This window comes from Streptomyces sp. DG1A-41 (assembly GCF_037055355.1).
Classification (GTDB): Bacteria; Actinomycetota; Actinomycetes; order Streptomycetales; family Streptomycetaceae; genus Streptomyces.
On sequence record NZ_CP146350.1, the window covers coordinates 7,919,070 to 7,933,847 of the forward strand.

The 14,778-nt window shown below is 72.0% G+C and carries 15 protein-coding genes and 2 pseudogenes; 12 read left to right on the top strand and 5 right to left on the bottom strand.

Annotated elements, in window-relative coordinates; all coding sequences use genetic code 11:
• Window positions 1–9: 9 nt before the first annotated feature.
• Window positions 10–411 carry a RidA family protein gene (locus V8690_RS36560; protein WP_338784336.1) on the bottom strand — a complete coding sequence of 134 codons (402 nt, stop codon included), beginning with the start codon at window positions 409–411 and terminating at the stop codon, window positions 10–12.
• A 122-nt stretch (window positions 412–533) separates the two neighbouring features.
• Here V8690_RS36560 and V8690_RS36565 point away from each other — a divergent pair, with 122 nt between their 5' ends.
• Window positions 534–914, top strand: a complete 381-nt coding sequence (locus V8690_RS36565) for a helix-turn-helix domain-containing protein (RefSeq protein WP_338784337.1) — start codon at window positions 534–536, stop codon at window positions 912–914.
• Window positions 915–926: 12 nt separating this feature from the next.
• On the opposite strand, the gene V8690_RS36570 is transcribed toward V8690_RS36565, so the two are convergent.
• Window positions 927–1,685, bottom strand: coding sequence for a CDP-alcohol phosphatidyltransferase family protein (locus V8690_RS36570; protein WP_338784338.1), 759 nt, complete (start codon window positions 1,683–1,685; stop codon window positions 927–929).
• Between the two features lie 108 nt (window positions 1,686–1,793).
• Between V8690_RS36570 and V8690_RS36575 the strand changes: the two genes are divergently transcribed.
• From V8690_RS36575 to V8690_RS36595, 5 genes and pseudogenes are all read left to right on the top strand, one after another.
• Window positions 1,794–2,774, top strand: a complete 981-nt coding sequence (locus tag V8690_RS36575) for a zinc-binding alcohol dehydrogenase (RefSeq protein ID WP_338784339.1) — start codon at window positions 1,794–1,796, stop codon at window positions 2,772–2,774.
• A 163-nt stretch (window positions 2,775–2,937) separates the two neighbouring features.
• Window positions 2,938–3,336, top strand: coding sequence for a 6-carboxytetrahydropterin synthase (locus tag V8690_RS36580; RefSeq protein WP_010043117.1), 399 nt, complete (start codon window positions 2,938–2,940; stop codon window positions 3,334–3,336).
• Entirely contained in the window at window positions 3,333–4,538 is a 1,206-nt protein-coding gene (locus V8690_RS36585) for a glycosyltransferase family 4 protein (RefSeq protein WP_338784341.1), read from the top strand. Before V8690_RS36580 ends, V8690_RS36585 begins: the two co-directional genes overlap by 4 nt.
• On the top strand, window positions 4,535–5,593 hold the full coding sequence (locus V8690_RS36590) for a class I SAM-dependent methyltransferase (protein ID WP_338784342.1): 1,059 nt from the start codon (window positions 4,535–4,537) through the stop codon (window positions 5,591–5,593). Before V8690_RS36585 ends, V8690_RS36590 begins: the two co-directional genes overlap by 4 nt.
• Window positions 5,590–6,648 (top strand): annotated as a pseudogene (locus V8690_RS36595) (lysylphosphatidylglycerol synthase transmembrane domain-containing protein); the annotation flags it as partial. The gene V8690_RS36590 and the pseudogene V8690_RS36595, both read left to right, overlap by 4 nt.
• 155 nt (window positions 6,649–6,803) lie before the next feature.
• Here the strand turns inward: V8690_RS36595 and V8690_RS36600 are convergent.
• Window positions 6,804–7,532: a creatininase family protein gene (locus V8690_RS36600; protein ID WP_338784344.1), complete on the bottom strand. Its 729-nt coding sequence runs from the start codon at window positions 7,530–7,532 to the stop codon at window positions 6,804–6,806.
• Between the two features lie 41 nt (window positions 7,533–7,573).
• Between V8690_RS36600 and ribA the strand changes: the two genes are divergently transcribed.
• The 3 genes from ribA (at window position 7,574) to V8690_RS36615 (ending at window position 10,590) form a co-directional block, all read left to right on the top strand.
• Complete coding sequence (gene ribA / locus V8690_RS36605) at window positions 7,574–8,233, top strand: GTP cyclohydrolase II (RefSeq protein ID WP_338784345.1); 660 nt, start codon at window positions 7,574–7,576, stop codon at window positions 8,231–8,233.
• 148 nt (window positions 8,234–8,381) lie between these two features.
• The gene (locus V8690_RS36610) at window positions 8,382–9,443 is read left to right on the top strand and encodes a saccharopine dehydrogenase (protein ID WP_338784347.1); all 1,062 of its coding nucleotides are present in this window, start codon (window positions 8,382–8,384) and stop codon (window positions 9,441–9,443) included.
• Window positions 9,433–10,590: a saccharopine dehydrogenase family protein gene (locus V8690_RS36615; RefSeq protein ID WP_338784348.1), complete on the top strand. Its 1,158-nt coding sequence runs from the start codon at window positions 9,433–9,435 to the stop codon at window positions 10,588–10,590. Before V8690_RS36610 ends, V8690_RS36615 begins: the two co-directional genes overlap by 11 nt.
• A gap of 6 nt (window positions 10,591–10,596) precedes the next feature.
• Here V8690_RS36615 and V8690_RS36620 read toward each other — a convergent pair.
• A pseudogene (locus V8690_RS36620) lies at window positions 10,597–11,828 on the bottom strand (serine hydrolase domain-containing protein).
• Window positions 11,829–12,029: 201 nt separating this feature from the next.
• Here V8690_RS36620 and V8690_RS36625 point away from each other — a divergent pair.
• The 3 genes from V8690_RS36625 to V8690_RS36635 all read left to right on the top strand — a co-directional run bounded on the left by V8690_RS36625 (window position 12,030) and on the right by V8690_RS36635 (window position 13,224).
• Window positions 12,030–12,323 (top strand): metalloregulator ArsR/SmtB family transcription factor, encoded by a 294-nt coding sequence (locus tag V8690_RS36625; protein WP_338784349.1) that lies wholly within the window; start codon window positions 12,030–12,032, stop codon window positions 12,321–12,323.
• Entirely contained in the window at window positions 12,320–12,709 is a 390-nt protein-coding gene (locus V8690_RS36630) for a VOC family protein (RefSeq protein WP_338784350.1), read from the top strand. The genes V8690_RS36625 and V8690_RS36630 overlap by 4 nt, the downstream gene beginning before the upstream one ends.
• A 104-nt stretch (window positions 12,710–12,813) precedes the next feature.
• Window positions 12,814–13,224, top strand: a complete 411-nt coding sequence (locus V8690_RS36635) for a VOC family protein (RefSeq protein WP_338784351.1) — start codon at window positions 12,814–12,816, stop codon at window positions 13,222–13,224.
• A 75-nt stretch (window positions 13,225–13,299) separates the two neighbouring features.
• On the opposite strand, the gene V8690_RS36640 is transcribed toward V8690_RS36635, so the two are convergent.
• Window positions 13,300–14,658, bottom strand: a complete 1,359-nt coding sequence (locus tag V8690_RS36640) for an MFS transporter (protein ID WP_338784352.1) — start codon at window positions 14,656–14,658, stop codon at window positions 13,300–13,302.
• Window positions 14,659–14,778 lie beyond the last annotated feature (120 nt).

The window sequence follows — 14,778 nt, forward strand, 5'->3', positions numbered from 1 at the left end:
CGCCCCGACTCACGCCGGCAGCTTCGTGTCGATCACGCAGCTGATCTCGACCGCCTGTCCGGGAAAGGTGAGTTCGGTGACCCCCAGGGCCGTGCTGACCGGGCGGTGGGCGCCGAAGTACGCCCGGTTGCCCTCCGCCACCACGTCGGCGTTCTTCACCAGGTCCACCACGTACAGCGTCTGGGAGACGATCTGGTTGCGCGTGACGCCGTAGTGGGCCAGCACCCTGTCGAGGTTGGCGTAGGTCCCCTCCAGTTGAGTGGTGATGTCGTCCGTCGGGCGGAAGCCGCCCGCCTCGTCGAACGAGAGCTGTCCGGAGACGTGGATCAGATCGCCGGACCTGATCGCCTGCGCGTAGCCGAAGTGGCTCTCGGCCGGTATGGCGTGGTCGTAGACATCGATCGTGGTCATGGTTCCCGTCCTTCCGTTCCTTCGGTCGAGCGCGAACCCGCGCTCTCTTGTGGTTACTCGGAAACCGTAGGAGAGTGTGGGCCGACCTGGAAGAACGCACTTTTCAGTGACTGGGGAACCAGATGGTGACCAAGCAGTTGAGGGACCTGCCGGAGAACGCGGACCTGCGGCGGGCCGACTCCCTGGCGCGGGAGATCTTCTCGGACGTCGCCAACAAGTGGGCGCTGCTGATCATCGAGGCCCTCGGTGAACGCACCCTGCGCTTCAGCGAGTTGCGCGACGAGGTCGAGGGCGTCAGCCACAAGATGCTCACGCAGAACCTGCGGATGCTGGAGCGCAACGGCCTGGTCGACCGGAAGGTACATCCCACCGTGCCGCCGAAGGTCGAGTACACCCTCACCGAACCGGGCCGGGCCCTGCGCGCCACGGTCGATCTGATCTGCGGCTGGACCCATGAGTACCTCGGGCACATCGAGTCGGCGCGCGACCGGTTCGACGGCTGACCGGGCAGGGCGTCACCTCGCGACCAGTTCCCGCATCTGCCGCCGGGCGGAGGTCGCCGAGACCTGCGAGGTCCGGTACAGCCACAGCACATCGCGTCCGAACGACCACACCAGCAGGCCCAGGGCCAGTGCCGCGACCCCGAAGCTGGCCGCGTACGGCAGCAGATCGGCGCCCGCCAGCAGCAGAAGGACGCCCTGAAGTGCCGCGACCGTCTTGCGGGCGGTGCTCGGCGGGAGTGCGGCGTTCAGCCAGGGCCAGATCCGGGCGGCGGCGACGAAGACGTACCGCATCCCGCCGATCAGCAGCACCCACGGGCCCAGTTGCGTCGACACGTACACGCTCAGCACCAGGATCAGGAACGCGTCGACCTCCATGTCGAAGCGCGCACCCAGCGGAGTCGAGGTTCCGGTACGGCGGGCGACCTTGCCGTCGACGCCGTCGAGGATCAGGGCCACCGCCGTCAGGCCGACGAAGAGCGACACGGGTGGTGAGCTCTGGAAGGAGTCCGCGACCAGCGCGGTGACCCCGCCGACGAGGGTGGCCCGGCCGAGGGTGACCCGGTTCGCCGCGCCGAACGAGCGCAGCCGGGAGCGGTGCAGGGCCCGGGAGAGCACTGCCCAGGTGGCGATCGCGAACGCGAGGCCGGTCAGCCAGCCCGCCGGGCCCATCCCGATCGCCGTGCCGATCAGGGCCAGCAGCAGGATCTGCACACCCGCCCCCAGGGCGGTCTCCTGCTGGAGCCTCGCGTCGTACGTGTTGTTCAGGGCCACCGAACACCCTCCGGCCGTGTGACAGAGTCGATCAACGCCGCTACCTTGTGCGCGGCCTGTGCACCCCTCGGTACGCAAGCAGCTTCCCGATCGTTCAGGAGGACTTCGATGAAGCACACCGGACGCGCGTTCTGGATCGACTCGCCTGGGCGAGGCACTGTCCGGGACGTCGCCCTGCCGGACCCGGGCGAGGGCGAGGTGCTGGTCCGGACGCTGTTCTCCGGCGTGAGCCGCGGTACGGAGACGCTGGTCTTCCGCGGCGGCGTGCCGGTCAGCCAGCACACGGCCATGCGGGCGCCGTTCCAGGAGGGCGACTTCCCGGGCCCGGTGAAGTACGGCTATCTCAACGTCGGTGTCGTGGAGGAGGGACCCGAGGCGATCGCCGGCCGTACGGTGTTCTGCCTCTACCCGCACCAGACCCGGTACGTGGTCCCCGCGAGCGCCGTCACGCCCGTACCCGACACCGTGCCGGCCGAACGGGCCGTGCTCGCGGGGACTGTGGAGACCGCCGTCAACGCCCTGTGGGACGCCGCACCCCTGGTCGGCGACCGGATCGCCGTGGTCGGCGGGGGCATGGTCGGCTGCTCGGTGGCCGCCCTGCTCGCCCGGTTCCCCGGCGTCCGCGTCCAGTTGGTCGACGCCGACCCGGGCCGGGCCGGCATCGCCAAGGCCCTCGGTGCCGGCTTCGCCTCGCCCGAGGACGCCCTCGGCGAGTGCGACCTGGTCGTCCACGCCAGCGCCACCGAGCAGGGGCTCGCCCGGTCCCTGGAACTCCTCACCGCCGAAGGGACCGTGCTCGAACTGAGCTGGTACGGCGACCGGCAGGTGAGCGTGCCCCTCGGCGAGGCCTTTCACTCCCGGCGGCTCGTCATCCGCTCCAGCCAGGTCGGCACCGTCTCTCCGGCCCGGCCGCACCGCACCTACGCCGACCGGCTCGCCCTCGCCCTCGATCTGCTCGCCGACCCGGCCCTCGACGCCCTCGTCACCGGCGAGTCCGCCTTCGAGGACCTGCCCGACGTGCTGCCGAAGCTCGCCTCGGGCGAGATTCCCGCGCTGTGCCACCGGGTCCGCTACGACGAGAGCGCCTGACCTGAGCAAAGACGAGAGCGCCTGACCTGAGAAAAGACGAGAGCGCCTGACCTGAGAAAAGACGTACCGGAGGCTGAACAGGGGAAGGCAAGCAGCCGTAATACACGGCATCCCCGGCAGCCATGGCGGGGGAGCAGACGCGCCGCACCTGGAGGGTCGTCCGTTGTTCAGCATCACCGTCCGCGATCACATCATGATCGCCCACAGCTTCCGCGGCGAGGTCTTCGGACCGGCGCAGCGCCTGCACGGGGCCACGTTCCTCGTGGACGCCACGTTCCGGCGCGAACAGCTGGACGAGGACAACATCGTCGTCGACATCGGGCTGGCGACCCAGGAACTCGGGGCGGTGGTCAGCGAGCTGAACTACCGCAACCTCGACAACGAGCCCGACTTCGCCGGTGTCAACACCTCCACGGAGTTCCTCGCCAAGGTCATCGCCGACCGGCTCGCCGAGCGCATCCACAAGGGGGCGCTGGGCGAGGGTGCCAAGGGCATCGCGGGCCTGACCGTCACCCTGCACGAGTCGCACATCGCGTGGGCGAGTTACGAGCGTGCGCTGTGACCGACACGACAATCGAACGGCCCGAGCACACCGGACCGGCACCGGCGCGGCTGAATTATGTTCCCGTGCAGCACGCCCCCCTGAAGAACGCCGAGATCATCCCCATGTCCCTGCGCACCGTGCACTTCGTGCTGCCGGGCGGCATCGACGACCCGGCCACGCCCAGCGGCGGCAACGCCTACGACCGGCGCGTGTGCCTGGACCTGCCCGGCTTCGGCTGGCAGGTGACCAGGCACGCCGTGGCCGGTGACTGGCCCCGGCCGGGGGCGGCCGCCCGTACGGAACTCGCCCGCGCCCTGAGCGGCTTGCCCGACGGTGCCGTCGTCCTGCTCGACGGGCTGGTCGCCTGCGGCGTCCCGGAGATAGTCGTACCGGAGGCGGAACGATTGCGCATGGCCGTCCTCGTCCACCTCCCGCTCGGTGACGAGACGGGGCTCGCCCCGGCCGTGGCCGCAGAACTCGACGCCAAGGAACGGGCGGTGCTGCGGGCGGTGCCGGCGGTGGTCGCCACCAGCGACTGGGCGGTCCGCCGTCTGGTCGCCCACCACGGCCTGCCACCGGAGCGGGTGCACGTCGCGGCCCCCGGCGCCGACATCGCGCCGCTCGCGCCCGGCACCGACGGTGTCTCACGGCTGCTGTGCGTGGCCGCCGTGACCCCCCGCAAGGGACAGCACCGGCTGGTGGAGGCGCTGGCCACGGTGACCGACCTGCCGTGGAGCTGCGTGTGCGTGGGCAGTCTCACCCAGGACCCGGAGTACGTCGCCCAGCTGCGGACCCTCATCGCCGAGCACGGTCTGGGAGACCGGCTGGAGCTGGCGGGCCCGCAGTCCGGCGCCGCGCTGGACGCCAGTTACGCCACCGCCGACCTGATGGTCCTCACCTCGTACGCCGAGACGTACGGCATGGCCGTGACCGAGGCACTGGCGCGCGGCATCCCGGTCATGGCCACGGACGTCGGCGGACTCCCCGAGGCGGTCGGCCGCGCCCCCGACGGCGGTGTGCCCGGCATCCTCGTCCCGCCGGAGAACCCCGCCGCCATCGCGGCGGAGCTGCGCTGCTGGTTCGGCGAGGCGGACGTACGCCGCCGCCTCAAGGCCGCCGCCCGCAGCCGCCGCGCCGCCCTCGGCGGCTGGGCGACGACCGCACAGAGCCTGGCGGCGGTGCTGCGCCGGCTCCCGACCGACCCCCGGAGGGCCGCATGACGAACCCGGCGACGACCCACCAGAGCGGGACGATTCCGGTCCAGCCCGGGCCGAGGGAGGCTGCGCAGTCGATGGACGGCATGGTCGAGGGCGCGGGGCCGAGCGGGTATCCCGGGGCGTGGCAGGCCGCCGAGTCCGCGGATGCCGTCATCCCGGGCGCGGGCCCCTCCGGCACACCCGGCGCGCGGCCCACCGTCAAGCTGCGTGAGGCCGACCCCGACGATCCGCCCCGTTACGCGCCCGAGTGGCTGGAGCTGCGGGAGCCGGCCGACGCCGTCGCGCGGGCGCACGATCTGCTCGACCCGTTGCGCATCCGGCTCGCCAATCTGCCGGGCAGGCCCGGCGGTGTCGTCATCCACGACATCGGGTGCGGTACCGGCTCGATGGGCCGCTGGCTCGCCCCCTGCCTGGACGGGGCGCAGCACTGGATCCTGCACGACCGCGACCCCTATCTGCTGCACTTCGCGGCCGTCGCCTCCCCGCGCACCGCCGCCGACGGCAGCCGGGTCACCGTGGAGACGCGGCGCGGTGACGTCGCCCGCCTCACCGCGGACGCCCTGCACGGCGCGTCCCTGGTGACGGCGTCCGCCCTGCTGGACGTCCTCACCCGCGAGGAGATCGACACCCTCGCCGCCGCCTGCGCCGGAGCCGGCTGTCCCGCCCTGCTGACGCTGTCCGTCGCCGGCCGCGTGGAGCTGACGCCGTCGCACCCGCTGGACGCGGAGATCGCCCAGGCGTTCAACGACCACCAGCGCCGCGACGGTCTGCTCGGTCCCGACGCGGTGACGGTGGCGACCGAGGCGTTCTCCGAGCGTGGCGCGACGGTACGGCTGCATCCGAGCCCCTGGCGGCTCGGTCCCGAGCAGGCCGCGCTCACCGAGCAGTGGCTGCGCGGCTGGGTCGGCGCCGCCGTCGAGCAGCGCCCCGAGCTGAGCGCCCGGGCCGACGCCTACCTGGCCGAACGCCTGGCCGCCTGCGCCGCGGGGCAGTTGCGCGTCACGGTCCACCACACCGACCTGCTCGCCCTGTCCCGCCCGGCGGGCGGAGCGTCATGAGCCCGCAGGCGACGGGGACACGCCCGCGACCGGCGTCGACCGAGAGCGCCCGGTTTCCGGAGACCGGCAGCGGCCCGCGACGGGAATCCGGTGCTCCGGCACCGGCCGCCGCCGAGGCTGCGCGCCGTCCGGCCACCGGCATCGATGCCGCGCCGTCCGTGACCGACCCGGAGGCCTCTGGCCAGCGGGCCGGTTCCCCGTCGCCCGGCAGGATCCGTACCGCCCTCGCCCGGCTCGGCTCCCCCGCGGTCCGTACGCACCTCGGCACCTTCGCCGGAGTCGTGATCCTCGGGGTGCTGCTGTGGCGGCTGGGCACCGGGGTCTTCCTGGACGGGCTGCGCCGCATCGACGGGACGACCCTGGTGCTGGCGCTCGGGATCGGGCTCGTCACCACCGTGGTCAGTGCGTGGCGTTGGGCGCTCGTGGCCCGGGCGCTCAGGATCCGGCTGCCGTTCGGGCCGGCCGTAGCCGACTACTACCGGGCGCTCTTCCTGAACGCGGCGCTGCCCGGCGGTGTGCTCGGCGACGTGCACCGGGCGGTGCGGCACGGGCAGAGCGAGGGGGACGTGCGGCGAGGCGTGAAGGCCGTCGTCCTCGAACGGGCCGCCGGGCAGATCGCCTTGTTCGCCGTCGGGGCCGTGGTCCTGCTGACCATGCCGTCCCCGGTGCTGGCCGAGGCCCGGCACATCGCGCCGCTCGCGGTCCTGGCCGCACTCGGCGCACTCGCCGTCGTCCTCGCCCTGCGCATGAACCACGCGGCGCCCTCCCGCCGGGGCCGGGCGCTGCGCGCCATGCTGGCCGAGGCACGCGAGGGGCTGCTGTCCCGCCGCAACGGGCCCGGAGTCATCGTCTCCTCCGTGGTCGTCCTGGCAGGTTACGTCGCCATGTTCGTACTTTCCGCCCGCGTCGCCGGAGCCGCCGCCTCCGTGGCCGTCCTGGTGCCGCTCGCCGTACTCGCGCTGCTGGCCATGGGCCTGCCGCTGAACGTCGGCGGCTGGGGGCCGAGGGAGGGCGTCACCGCCTGGGCGTTCGGCGCCGCGGGCCTGGGCGCCGGCCGGGGACTCGCCGTCGCGGTCGTCTACGGGGTACTCAGCCTCGTGGCGAGCCTGCCCGGCCTGGTCGTGCTCGTGGCCCGCTGGTACACGGGCCTGCGTGCCGGGTCCCGGTCCCCCTCACCGGTCCCCGGACCCGGCCCCGCGACCGTGGCTGACTACTCGTCGGAGGTCAGCAGCGAGAAATACGCCCCGAAGGAATCCGCCAGGCTCGCCAGGAGTTCCTTCCCCTTTTCCGTCGAACCCAGTGAAGGACGGCCGATGACACCGGAATCGGTATAACCGGACATGCCGAGGGTGAGCAGATGACGCCGGTCGTCAGCGACGAAATCGGAGGTCTCATAACCGGGGCGGAGCATTTCGGGATGAGCGTGCAGAAGGATGGAGGTCTCTATTTCCCCCGCGTGCATGTCGGTGAGCAGCGAGGTGACCACACCCGCCCGCTCCCGCGCCTCCTCCCAGTCCTCCGGGGCCGGGAAGAGCGCCATCCGCTCGCCGCGGGCGGAGGATTCCTGAACGACGTTGCCCAGCACGTAGTTTCCGCCGTGCCCGTTGACCACCACCAGGGCGTCGACGCCCGACCGGCGAAGCGAAGCCGCTATGTCCCGTACCACCGCATGAAGGGTCACCGAGGAGATGCTCACGGTCCCCGGCCAGGCCGCGTGCTCGTGCGAGCACGAGATCGTCACCGGAGGAAGGAGGTGTACCGGGTACGCGCCGGCTATCTCCCGCGCGACGGCACAGGCGACGAGCGTGTCGGTCGCCAGCGGGAGATGCGGACCGTGCTGCTCGAAGCTCCCCACGGGAAGCACCGCGACCTGCCGTGAGACACCGGCGCCCCGCGTCCGTACGTCTTCCGTGGTGTCCGCCGGCACCAAGTCACTCATAACGTCACGGCCTTTCGTCTCTGCTTAGGAACTCGAGAATCATGACAGAAAAAATTGGCGTACTCGGCAAGAAGTCACCGCAGCGGACCGGCGTGGAACGCGTCGTGAATGCGCCCTTGCCCACCGTGTACGGGAAATTCCAGGCGGTCGGCTACCTGGACCACGACCGCGGTGACGAACAAGTGGCGCTGGTCTACGGCGACCTCGGCACCGACGACGTGCTCATCCGGCTGCATTCTGAGTGCCTGACCGGTGACGCCTTCGGCTCCCAGCACTGCGAGTGCGGCGACCAGCTCGACGCCGCCCTGCGCGCGGTCGTCGCCGAGGGCGCCGGTGTCGTCGTCTACCTCAGAGGGCATGAGGGCCGCGGCATCGGCCTGCTCGCCAAGCTGCGCGCGATGGCCCTCCAGGCGGAGGGTCTGGACACCGTCGAGGCCAACCTCGCCCTCGGACTGCCGGTGGACGCCCGCGACTACGGCGTGGCCGCACGGATCCTGGACGACCTGGGCGTCAAGTCCGTCCGTCTGATGTCCAACAACCCGCGCAAGCGCGAGGCGCTGCTCAGCCACGGCATCAAGGTCGCCGAGCAGGTGCCGCTGCTGATCCCGCCGTGCGAGAACAACATCACCTATCTGCGGACCAAGCGGGAGCGCCTCGACCACCACCTGCCCCACCTCGACGCCGTGGTCAGCTCCTCCTGAGACGCCGGGGCAGGTTCCGGTGCCCGTCGACGTGACCTGGGCGCAGTCATGCGCGACCCGCGGGCGGGCCGCGTACGCTTCGTGGACGTCCGCCCCTTGAGCGCCGGCCCTCGGCGGCCGGCGCCTCACGTCCGGAGGCCCACCCGGTATGACCGAGCTCCATCTGTGGCTGCGCCACGAGGCCCGAACGACTGAGCGACGCACGCCGGTCGTGCCCGACGACGCCCGGCGGCTCGTCGAGAGCGGAGTGGCACTGACCGTCGAGGACTCCCCGCAGCGGGTCTTCCCGATCGAGGAGTACGAGGCGGCCGGCTGCCGCGTCGCCCCCGCGGGCTCCTGGGGGTCGGCGCCGCGGGACGCCGTCGTACTCGGACTGAAGGAACTGCCCGACCAGCCGACCCAACTGACGCACCGCCACATCTTCTTCGGCCACGCCTACAAGGGCCAGCCCGGAGCGGCCGGCCTGCTGCGCCGGTTCGCCACCGGGGGCGGGGCGCTGTTCGACCTGGAGTACCTGGTGGACGACACCGGGCGGCGCCTCGCCGCCTTCGGGTTCTGGGCCGGTTACCTGGGCGCGGCCCTGGCGGTGCTCCAGCACCGCGGCCGGCTGCGGGCACCGCTGACGCCCACGACGAAGGAGGCCCTGGACGAGACGCTGAAGCCCGCCCCGGACGACGCCGAGTTCACCGGCCTGGTCATCGGTGCCCTGGGACGCAGCGGCCGCGGTGCCCGCACGGCCTTCGCCACCGCCGGCGCGGACCCGACCTGCTGGGATCTCGCCGAGACCCGCGACCTGGACCGCCGCGCCCTGCTGGCGCACGACGTGATGGTCAACGCGGTCCTCGCCACCAGCCCGGTCCCGCCCTTCCTCCGCGAGCAGGACCTCGACACCCCGGACCGCCGCCTGCGCACCCTGTGCGACGTCACGTGCGACGTCGGCTCCCCGCTCAACGTCCTTCCGGTGTACGACGAGACCACCGACTGGGACGAGCCCGTCCGCCGGCTGCGCGAAGACCCCCCGCTCGACTTGATCGCCATCGACAACCTGCCCTCCCTGCTGCCGGTGGAGTCCAGCGCCGACTTCTCGGCCGCCCTGCTGCCCCACCTGCTCGACTTCGGCGTCACCGGGCCCTGGGGACGCTGTCTGGACCGGTTCCGCCAGGCGTGCCGCGAACACGGCCTCGACAAGGGGGAGACCCTTGACCGCTGACCTGGTCCCCGCGAGCGGCACCGTCCACTGGATCGGCGCCGGCCTGTCCACGGGCAGCGGCCTGGCCGCGCTGTGCGACACCGCCGAGCGCGTACGGCTCTGGCACCGCACAGAGAGCCGCGCGGCCGACGCCCTCGACCGGCTGGGCCTCGCCGGACGGGCCGAACCCCGCGCGTACACGCTGCCCGCCCTCGCCGCCCAACTGGCGCCCGGCGACGTCGTGGTGTCCATGCTGCCGGCGCCCAAGCACGCGCCGCTGCTCGCCCAGTGCGTCCGGCTCGGGGTCCACTTCGCCTGCTCCAGCCATGTGTCCCAGGCGGTCCTCGATCAGGTGCCCGCCGCCGAGAAGGCCGGGGTCGTCGTCCTCACCGAGGCCGGACTCGACCCGGGCATCGACCACCTCTTCGCCCACGCCCTCGTCGCCCGCGCGCGGGAGGCCATCGGCGACGAGACGCCCGCCTCGTACACCTTCACGTCGTACTGCGGCGGCGTCCCGGCCGTACCGAACGACTTCACGTACCGCTTCAGCTGGGCCCCGGCGGGGGTCCTCAACGCCCTGCGCTCCCCGGCCCGTTACATCGAGGGCGGCGCCGAGACGGTCGCCGACCGCCCGTGGGAGGCGACCCGGCGGCACCTCGTCGACGGCGAGACCTTCGAGGTCTACCCCAACCGCGACAGCGTCCCCTTCGTCGCACGGTACGGACTGCCGGACGCCTGGACACCGCGCACGTTCGTACGCGGCACCCTGCGTCTGGAGGGCTGGCTGCGCGCCTGGGACGGCGTCTTCGAGGAGCTGAAGCGGGGCGACGACGCCCGGATCACCGCCCTGGCCCGGGAACTGGCCGCCGCCTACCCCACCACGGACGACGACCGCGACCGGGTCGTCCTCGCCGTGTCGCTGGACGTCCGGGCCGAAACCGGGCGACCCTGGGCGGGCGGCTACCTCCTGGACCTGGTGGGCGACGCGCGGGAGAGCGCGATGGCCCGCTGCGTCTCGCGCACCCTCGCCCTGGGCGTCCGCCACGTCCTGGACGGCTCCCTGCCGCCGGGCCTGAACCGCGCCGCCGAGACGGCGGCCCGGTCCGAGCAGTGGCTGCGGGAACTCGCCCGGGACGGCGTCGAGTTCGCGCTCCGCGTCGACCAGTAGAGCAGGTCAGCCCGACACGGCCTCGTGGACGAACCTCTTGAGGTCGCGGAAGACCGTGTGGGAGGTCCTGGGCCGCACCTGCGTCATGAACTGCACCGTCAGGTCGCGGCCCGGGTCGACCCAGAACGTCGTCGTGGCCACCCCGCTCCAGCCGTAGGCGCCGAGCCCGGACGGCGCCCGGGTGCGGGACGGGTCGATCACCACGGAGACGCTGAGCCCGAAGCCGACCCCCTCGTTGCCGGGCTCGTCGTGGGCCGGGCGGCTGCCGAAGGCACGCAGATCGGCGCCCCCGGGCAGGTGGTTGCGGGTCATCAGGTCCACCGTCCTGGGGGCGAACAGCCGGACGCCGTCCAGCTCGCCCCGGCGGCGCAGGAACTCCATGAAGCGGTGGTAGTCGTGGGCGGAGGCCACCATGCCGCCGCTGCCGGACAGGAACCGCGGCCGGGCGCCCCGCAGCGGCAGCCCGGGGATCGGCTCGATGCCGCCGCCCTCCTTCTCCCCGTACATCTCGGACAGCCGGGGCGCCTGCTCGTCCGTGACGTGGAAGCCCGCGTCCGTCATCCCGAGCGGCCCGAAGATCCGCTCGGCACAGAACACGTCCAGCGGCTGCCCCGACACGACCTCGATGATCCGGCCCAGGACATTGCTCGCCACCGAGTAGTTCCACTGCGTGCCCGGCTCGAACTGCAACGGCAGACTCGCGTACACCTCGATCGTCTCGGCCAGGTCCGCGCCCGGCGGCACCGACGACTCCAGACCGGCCTCGCGGTACAGGGCGTCCACCGGGTGGGTGTGGTAGAAGCCGAAGGTCAGGCCCGAGGTGTGGGTCATCAGATGCCGGACGAGTATCGGGCCGGCGGCCGGGCGGGTCCGGACGCCGGCCCGGAGCCACCGGCGTAGACCCGCGGGTCGGCGAAGGCCGGCAGGTGGTCGGCGACCAGGTCGTCCAGTGACAGCCGGCCCTCCTCCACCAGCAGCAGCGCGGCGACGGCGGTGACCGGTTTCGTCATGGAGTAGACCCGCCACAGCGTGTCCGGTTCGACGGGCTGCCCGGCCGCGATGTCGCGCAGGCCGTGCGTCGTGAGGTGGGCGACGCGTCCGGCGCGGGCGACGGACACGAGGAAGCCCGGCAGCCGGCCTTCGTCGACGAGCCGGGCGAAGTGCCGGTCCAGGCGGCCCAGCGCCTCCGGATCCAGCCCGGCCTCACCCGGGTCGACCTCTTGTCGCAGCTGTGCCATCGCTCATCCTCCGTCGCGCTCGTCGAGGTGAGATCCGGCATACCCCGCCCGGACCGCCCCAGACCTCATCCTCGTGCAGGAACCATTCGTGATCACACAGGAACAGAGGAATGGTCCGATCTTTCCGGGCGCCCCCGGGTGAGCAAGGGCAGCGGCGCAGTTGCATTGATAGGCAAGTCGCTACTTGCCTATCGTGAGGGCATGGCGGAGGACGTCTTCAAGGCGCTGGCCGACCCCACCCGTCGGCGCATCCTGGACGAGCTGGCCGAACGGGACGGCCAGAGCCTGTTCGAGATCTGCACGCGGCTGGTGGCCAAACACGGTCTGGGGCTGTCGCGCCAGGCGGTCAGCCAGCATCTGGCCGTACTGGAATCGGCGGGTCTGGTCGTCTCGCGGCGCGAGGGCCGCTACAAGTTCCACAACCTGAACACCGACCCCCTTGAGCGCGTCATGACCCGATGGCTCAAGCCCGACGCACCGGAGGACAACTCATGAGGATCCACATCACCAGCGTCTTCGTCGACGACCAGGACAAGGCCATGCGCTTCTACACCGACGTCCTGGGCTTCGTGAAGAAGCACGACGTCCCCGTGGGCACGGACCGGTGGCTGACCGTGGTCTCGCCGGAGGACCCCGACGGGACGGAGCTCCTGCTCGAGCCGTCCGGCCACCCCGCCGTGCAGCCGTACAAGACGGCGCTGGTCGAGGACGGCATCCCGGCGGCCTCCTTCGCGGTGGACGACGTGCGAGCGGAGTTCGAGCGGCTGCGCGGTCTCGGGGTGCGGTTCACCCAGGAGCCATTGGAGATGGGAAGCATCACCTCAGCGGTGCTCGACGACACCTGCGGCAACCTGATCCAGCTCGTCCACACCAAGGCCTAGGCTCCGGGGCCCAGGACCGATGGCCGATGCCACGCGGCGGCAGGCTTCCTAGGCTGCGAGGCGGAACGCCTGTCGCAGTCAGGACGCCACGAGAAGAGGTCACCATGCCCGTGAACGGTCGCAGCCACATCCGGATCGCCCGTCCCTCCGGAGACCTCGCGGCGGCCGAGCGGTTCTGGCGCGAGGGGCTCGGACTCAGTGTCGTGTGGCGGTCCGAGGGCGGATCCGAACCGGGCCACCACGACCTGCTCATGCTCGGCTGGCCCGACGCCGACTGGCATCTGGAGCTCGTGCACGAGCCCGCCCGGCCGGTGGAGCCCCGCCCCACCGAGGAAGATCTGCTGGTCGTCTACGCCGACGACCCGGTCCCGGACGACCTGATCGCCCGCCTGGAGCGGCACGGTGGCAAGCGGGTCGAGTCCCCCAACCCCTACTGGAACGCATGGGGCGTCACCGTCGAGGACCCCGACGGATACCGCCTGGTGCTGTGCCGCCGGGCTTGGTCCAACAGCTGAACGACCAGCCGTCCCGCACCCGGCCGACCACCCGCCGCCGGGCCCCGGAGAGGCCCGGCAGGGAGTGGTCCGGGGTCAGGCCGTCACCTTCTCCGGCTCCGTGGTCGCCCGGGCCGGGCGTGCGCCCAGTGCCTCCGTGGGAACCCGGTGCGTCTCGCGAGCCGTCAGTGCGGCGATGACCGGTGGGACGCAGAGGGCCGCCGTGAACAGGGCAACCGCGGACCAGTCGTCGCCGGCCGGCCCCGCGATCCGCGCGGCGAACGTCACCGCGAAGCCGGCCGCCGCGAAGCCGATCTGCGTGCCGATGGCCACGCCGGACAGCCGGACCCGGGTCGTGAACATCTCGCCGTAGAAGGCGGGCCACACGCCGTTCGCGGCGCTGTAGACGACGCCGAAGCAGAGGACGCCCAGCAGGAACGTCAGCAGGTACGAGCCCGTGGAGACGGCCCACAGGTACAGGAACATCGTCACCGCGCTGCCGACCGCACCGATGAGGTACACCGGGCGGCGGCCGATCCGGTCGGACAGGGTGGCCCACAGCGGGATCGCGGCGAGTGCGACGAGGTTGGCCAGGGCGCCCACCCACAGCATCGCGGTGCGTGACATGCCGACCGCGTCGCTGGTGGCGTACGCCAGTGCCCACACCGTGAAGATGGTGCTGACCGAGGCGACGAGCGCGCCCGCGATCACCCGCAGCACATCCGCCCAGTGCTCGCGCAGCAGCACCACCAGCGGCAGTCTGACGACGCCCTCCTCGGCCGCCTGCTGGGCGAACGCCGGCGTCTCGTCCAGCTTGCGCCGGATGACCCAGCCGACGACGGCGACCGCGACGCTCAGCCAGAACGGCACCCGCCAGCCCCAGGACAGCAACTGGTCCTCGGGCATCGCGGCGACCGGGATGAAGACCAGCGTGGCCAGCAACTGCCCGCCCTGCGTGCCGCTGAGGGTGAAGCTGGTGAAGAAGCCGCGCCGGCCCGGCGGCGCGTGTTCCAGCGTCATCGAGTTGGCGCTGGCCTGCTCGCCCGCCGCCGAGATGCCCTGGAGCACCCGGCACAGCACGAGCAGGACGGGGGCGAGCGTGCCGACCTGGTCCCGGGTCGGCAGACAGCCGATGAGGAACGTCGACAGGCCCATCAGCATCAGCGTGAAGACCATGATCTTCTTGCGGCCCAGCTTGTCGCCGAAGTGCCCGAGCACCAGCGCGCCGACCGGGCGGGCGGCGTACGCGACGCCGAACGTGGCCAGCGACAGCAGGGTCGCGGTGGCCGGGTCGGACTCGTCGAAGAACACCTCGGGGAAGATCAGCGCGGCGGCGCTGCCGTAGATGAAGAAGTCGTAGTACTCCAGCGCGCTGCCGATCCAGGCGGCGGTCGCGGCTTTCCTGGGCTGACCGGGCGGGGCTGCTGCCCCTTGGGGCATGGCGGGGACGGACACGGCGGCTCCTTGGCGGGCTCCACCATAGGCGGAGTGAACAGAAGGACGAGCGAAGGGGGAAGGGCCGGATCGCGGCTGCTAATTAACCCACTGGATAGTTAGTAGGGGATGGCTAGGGAT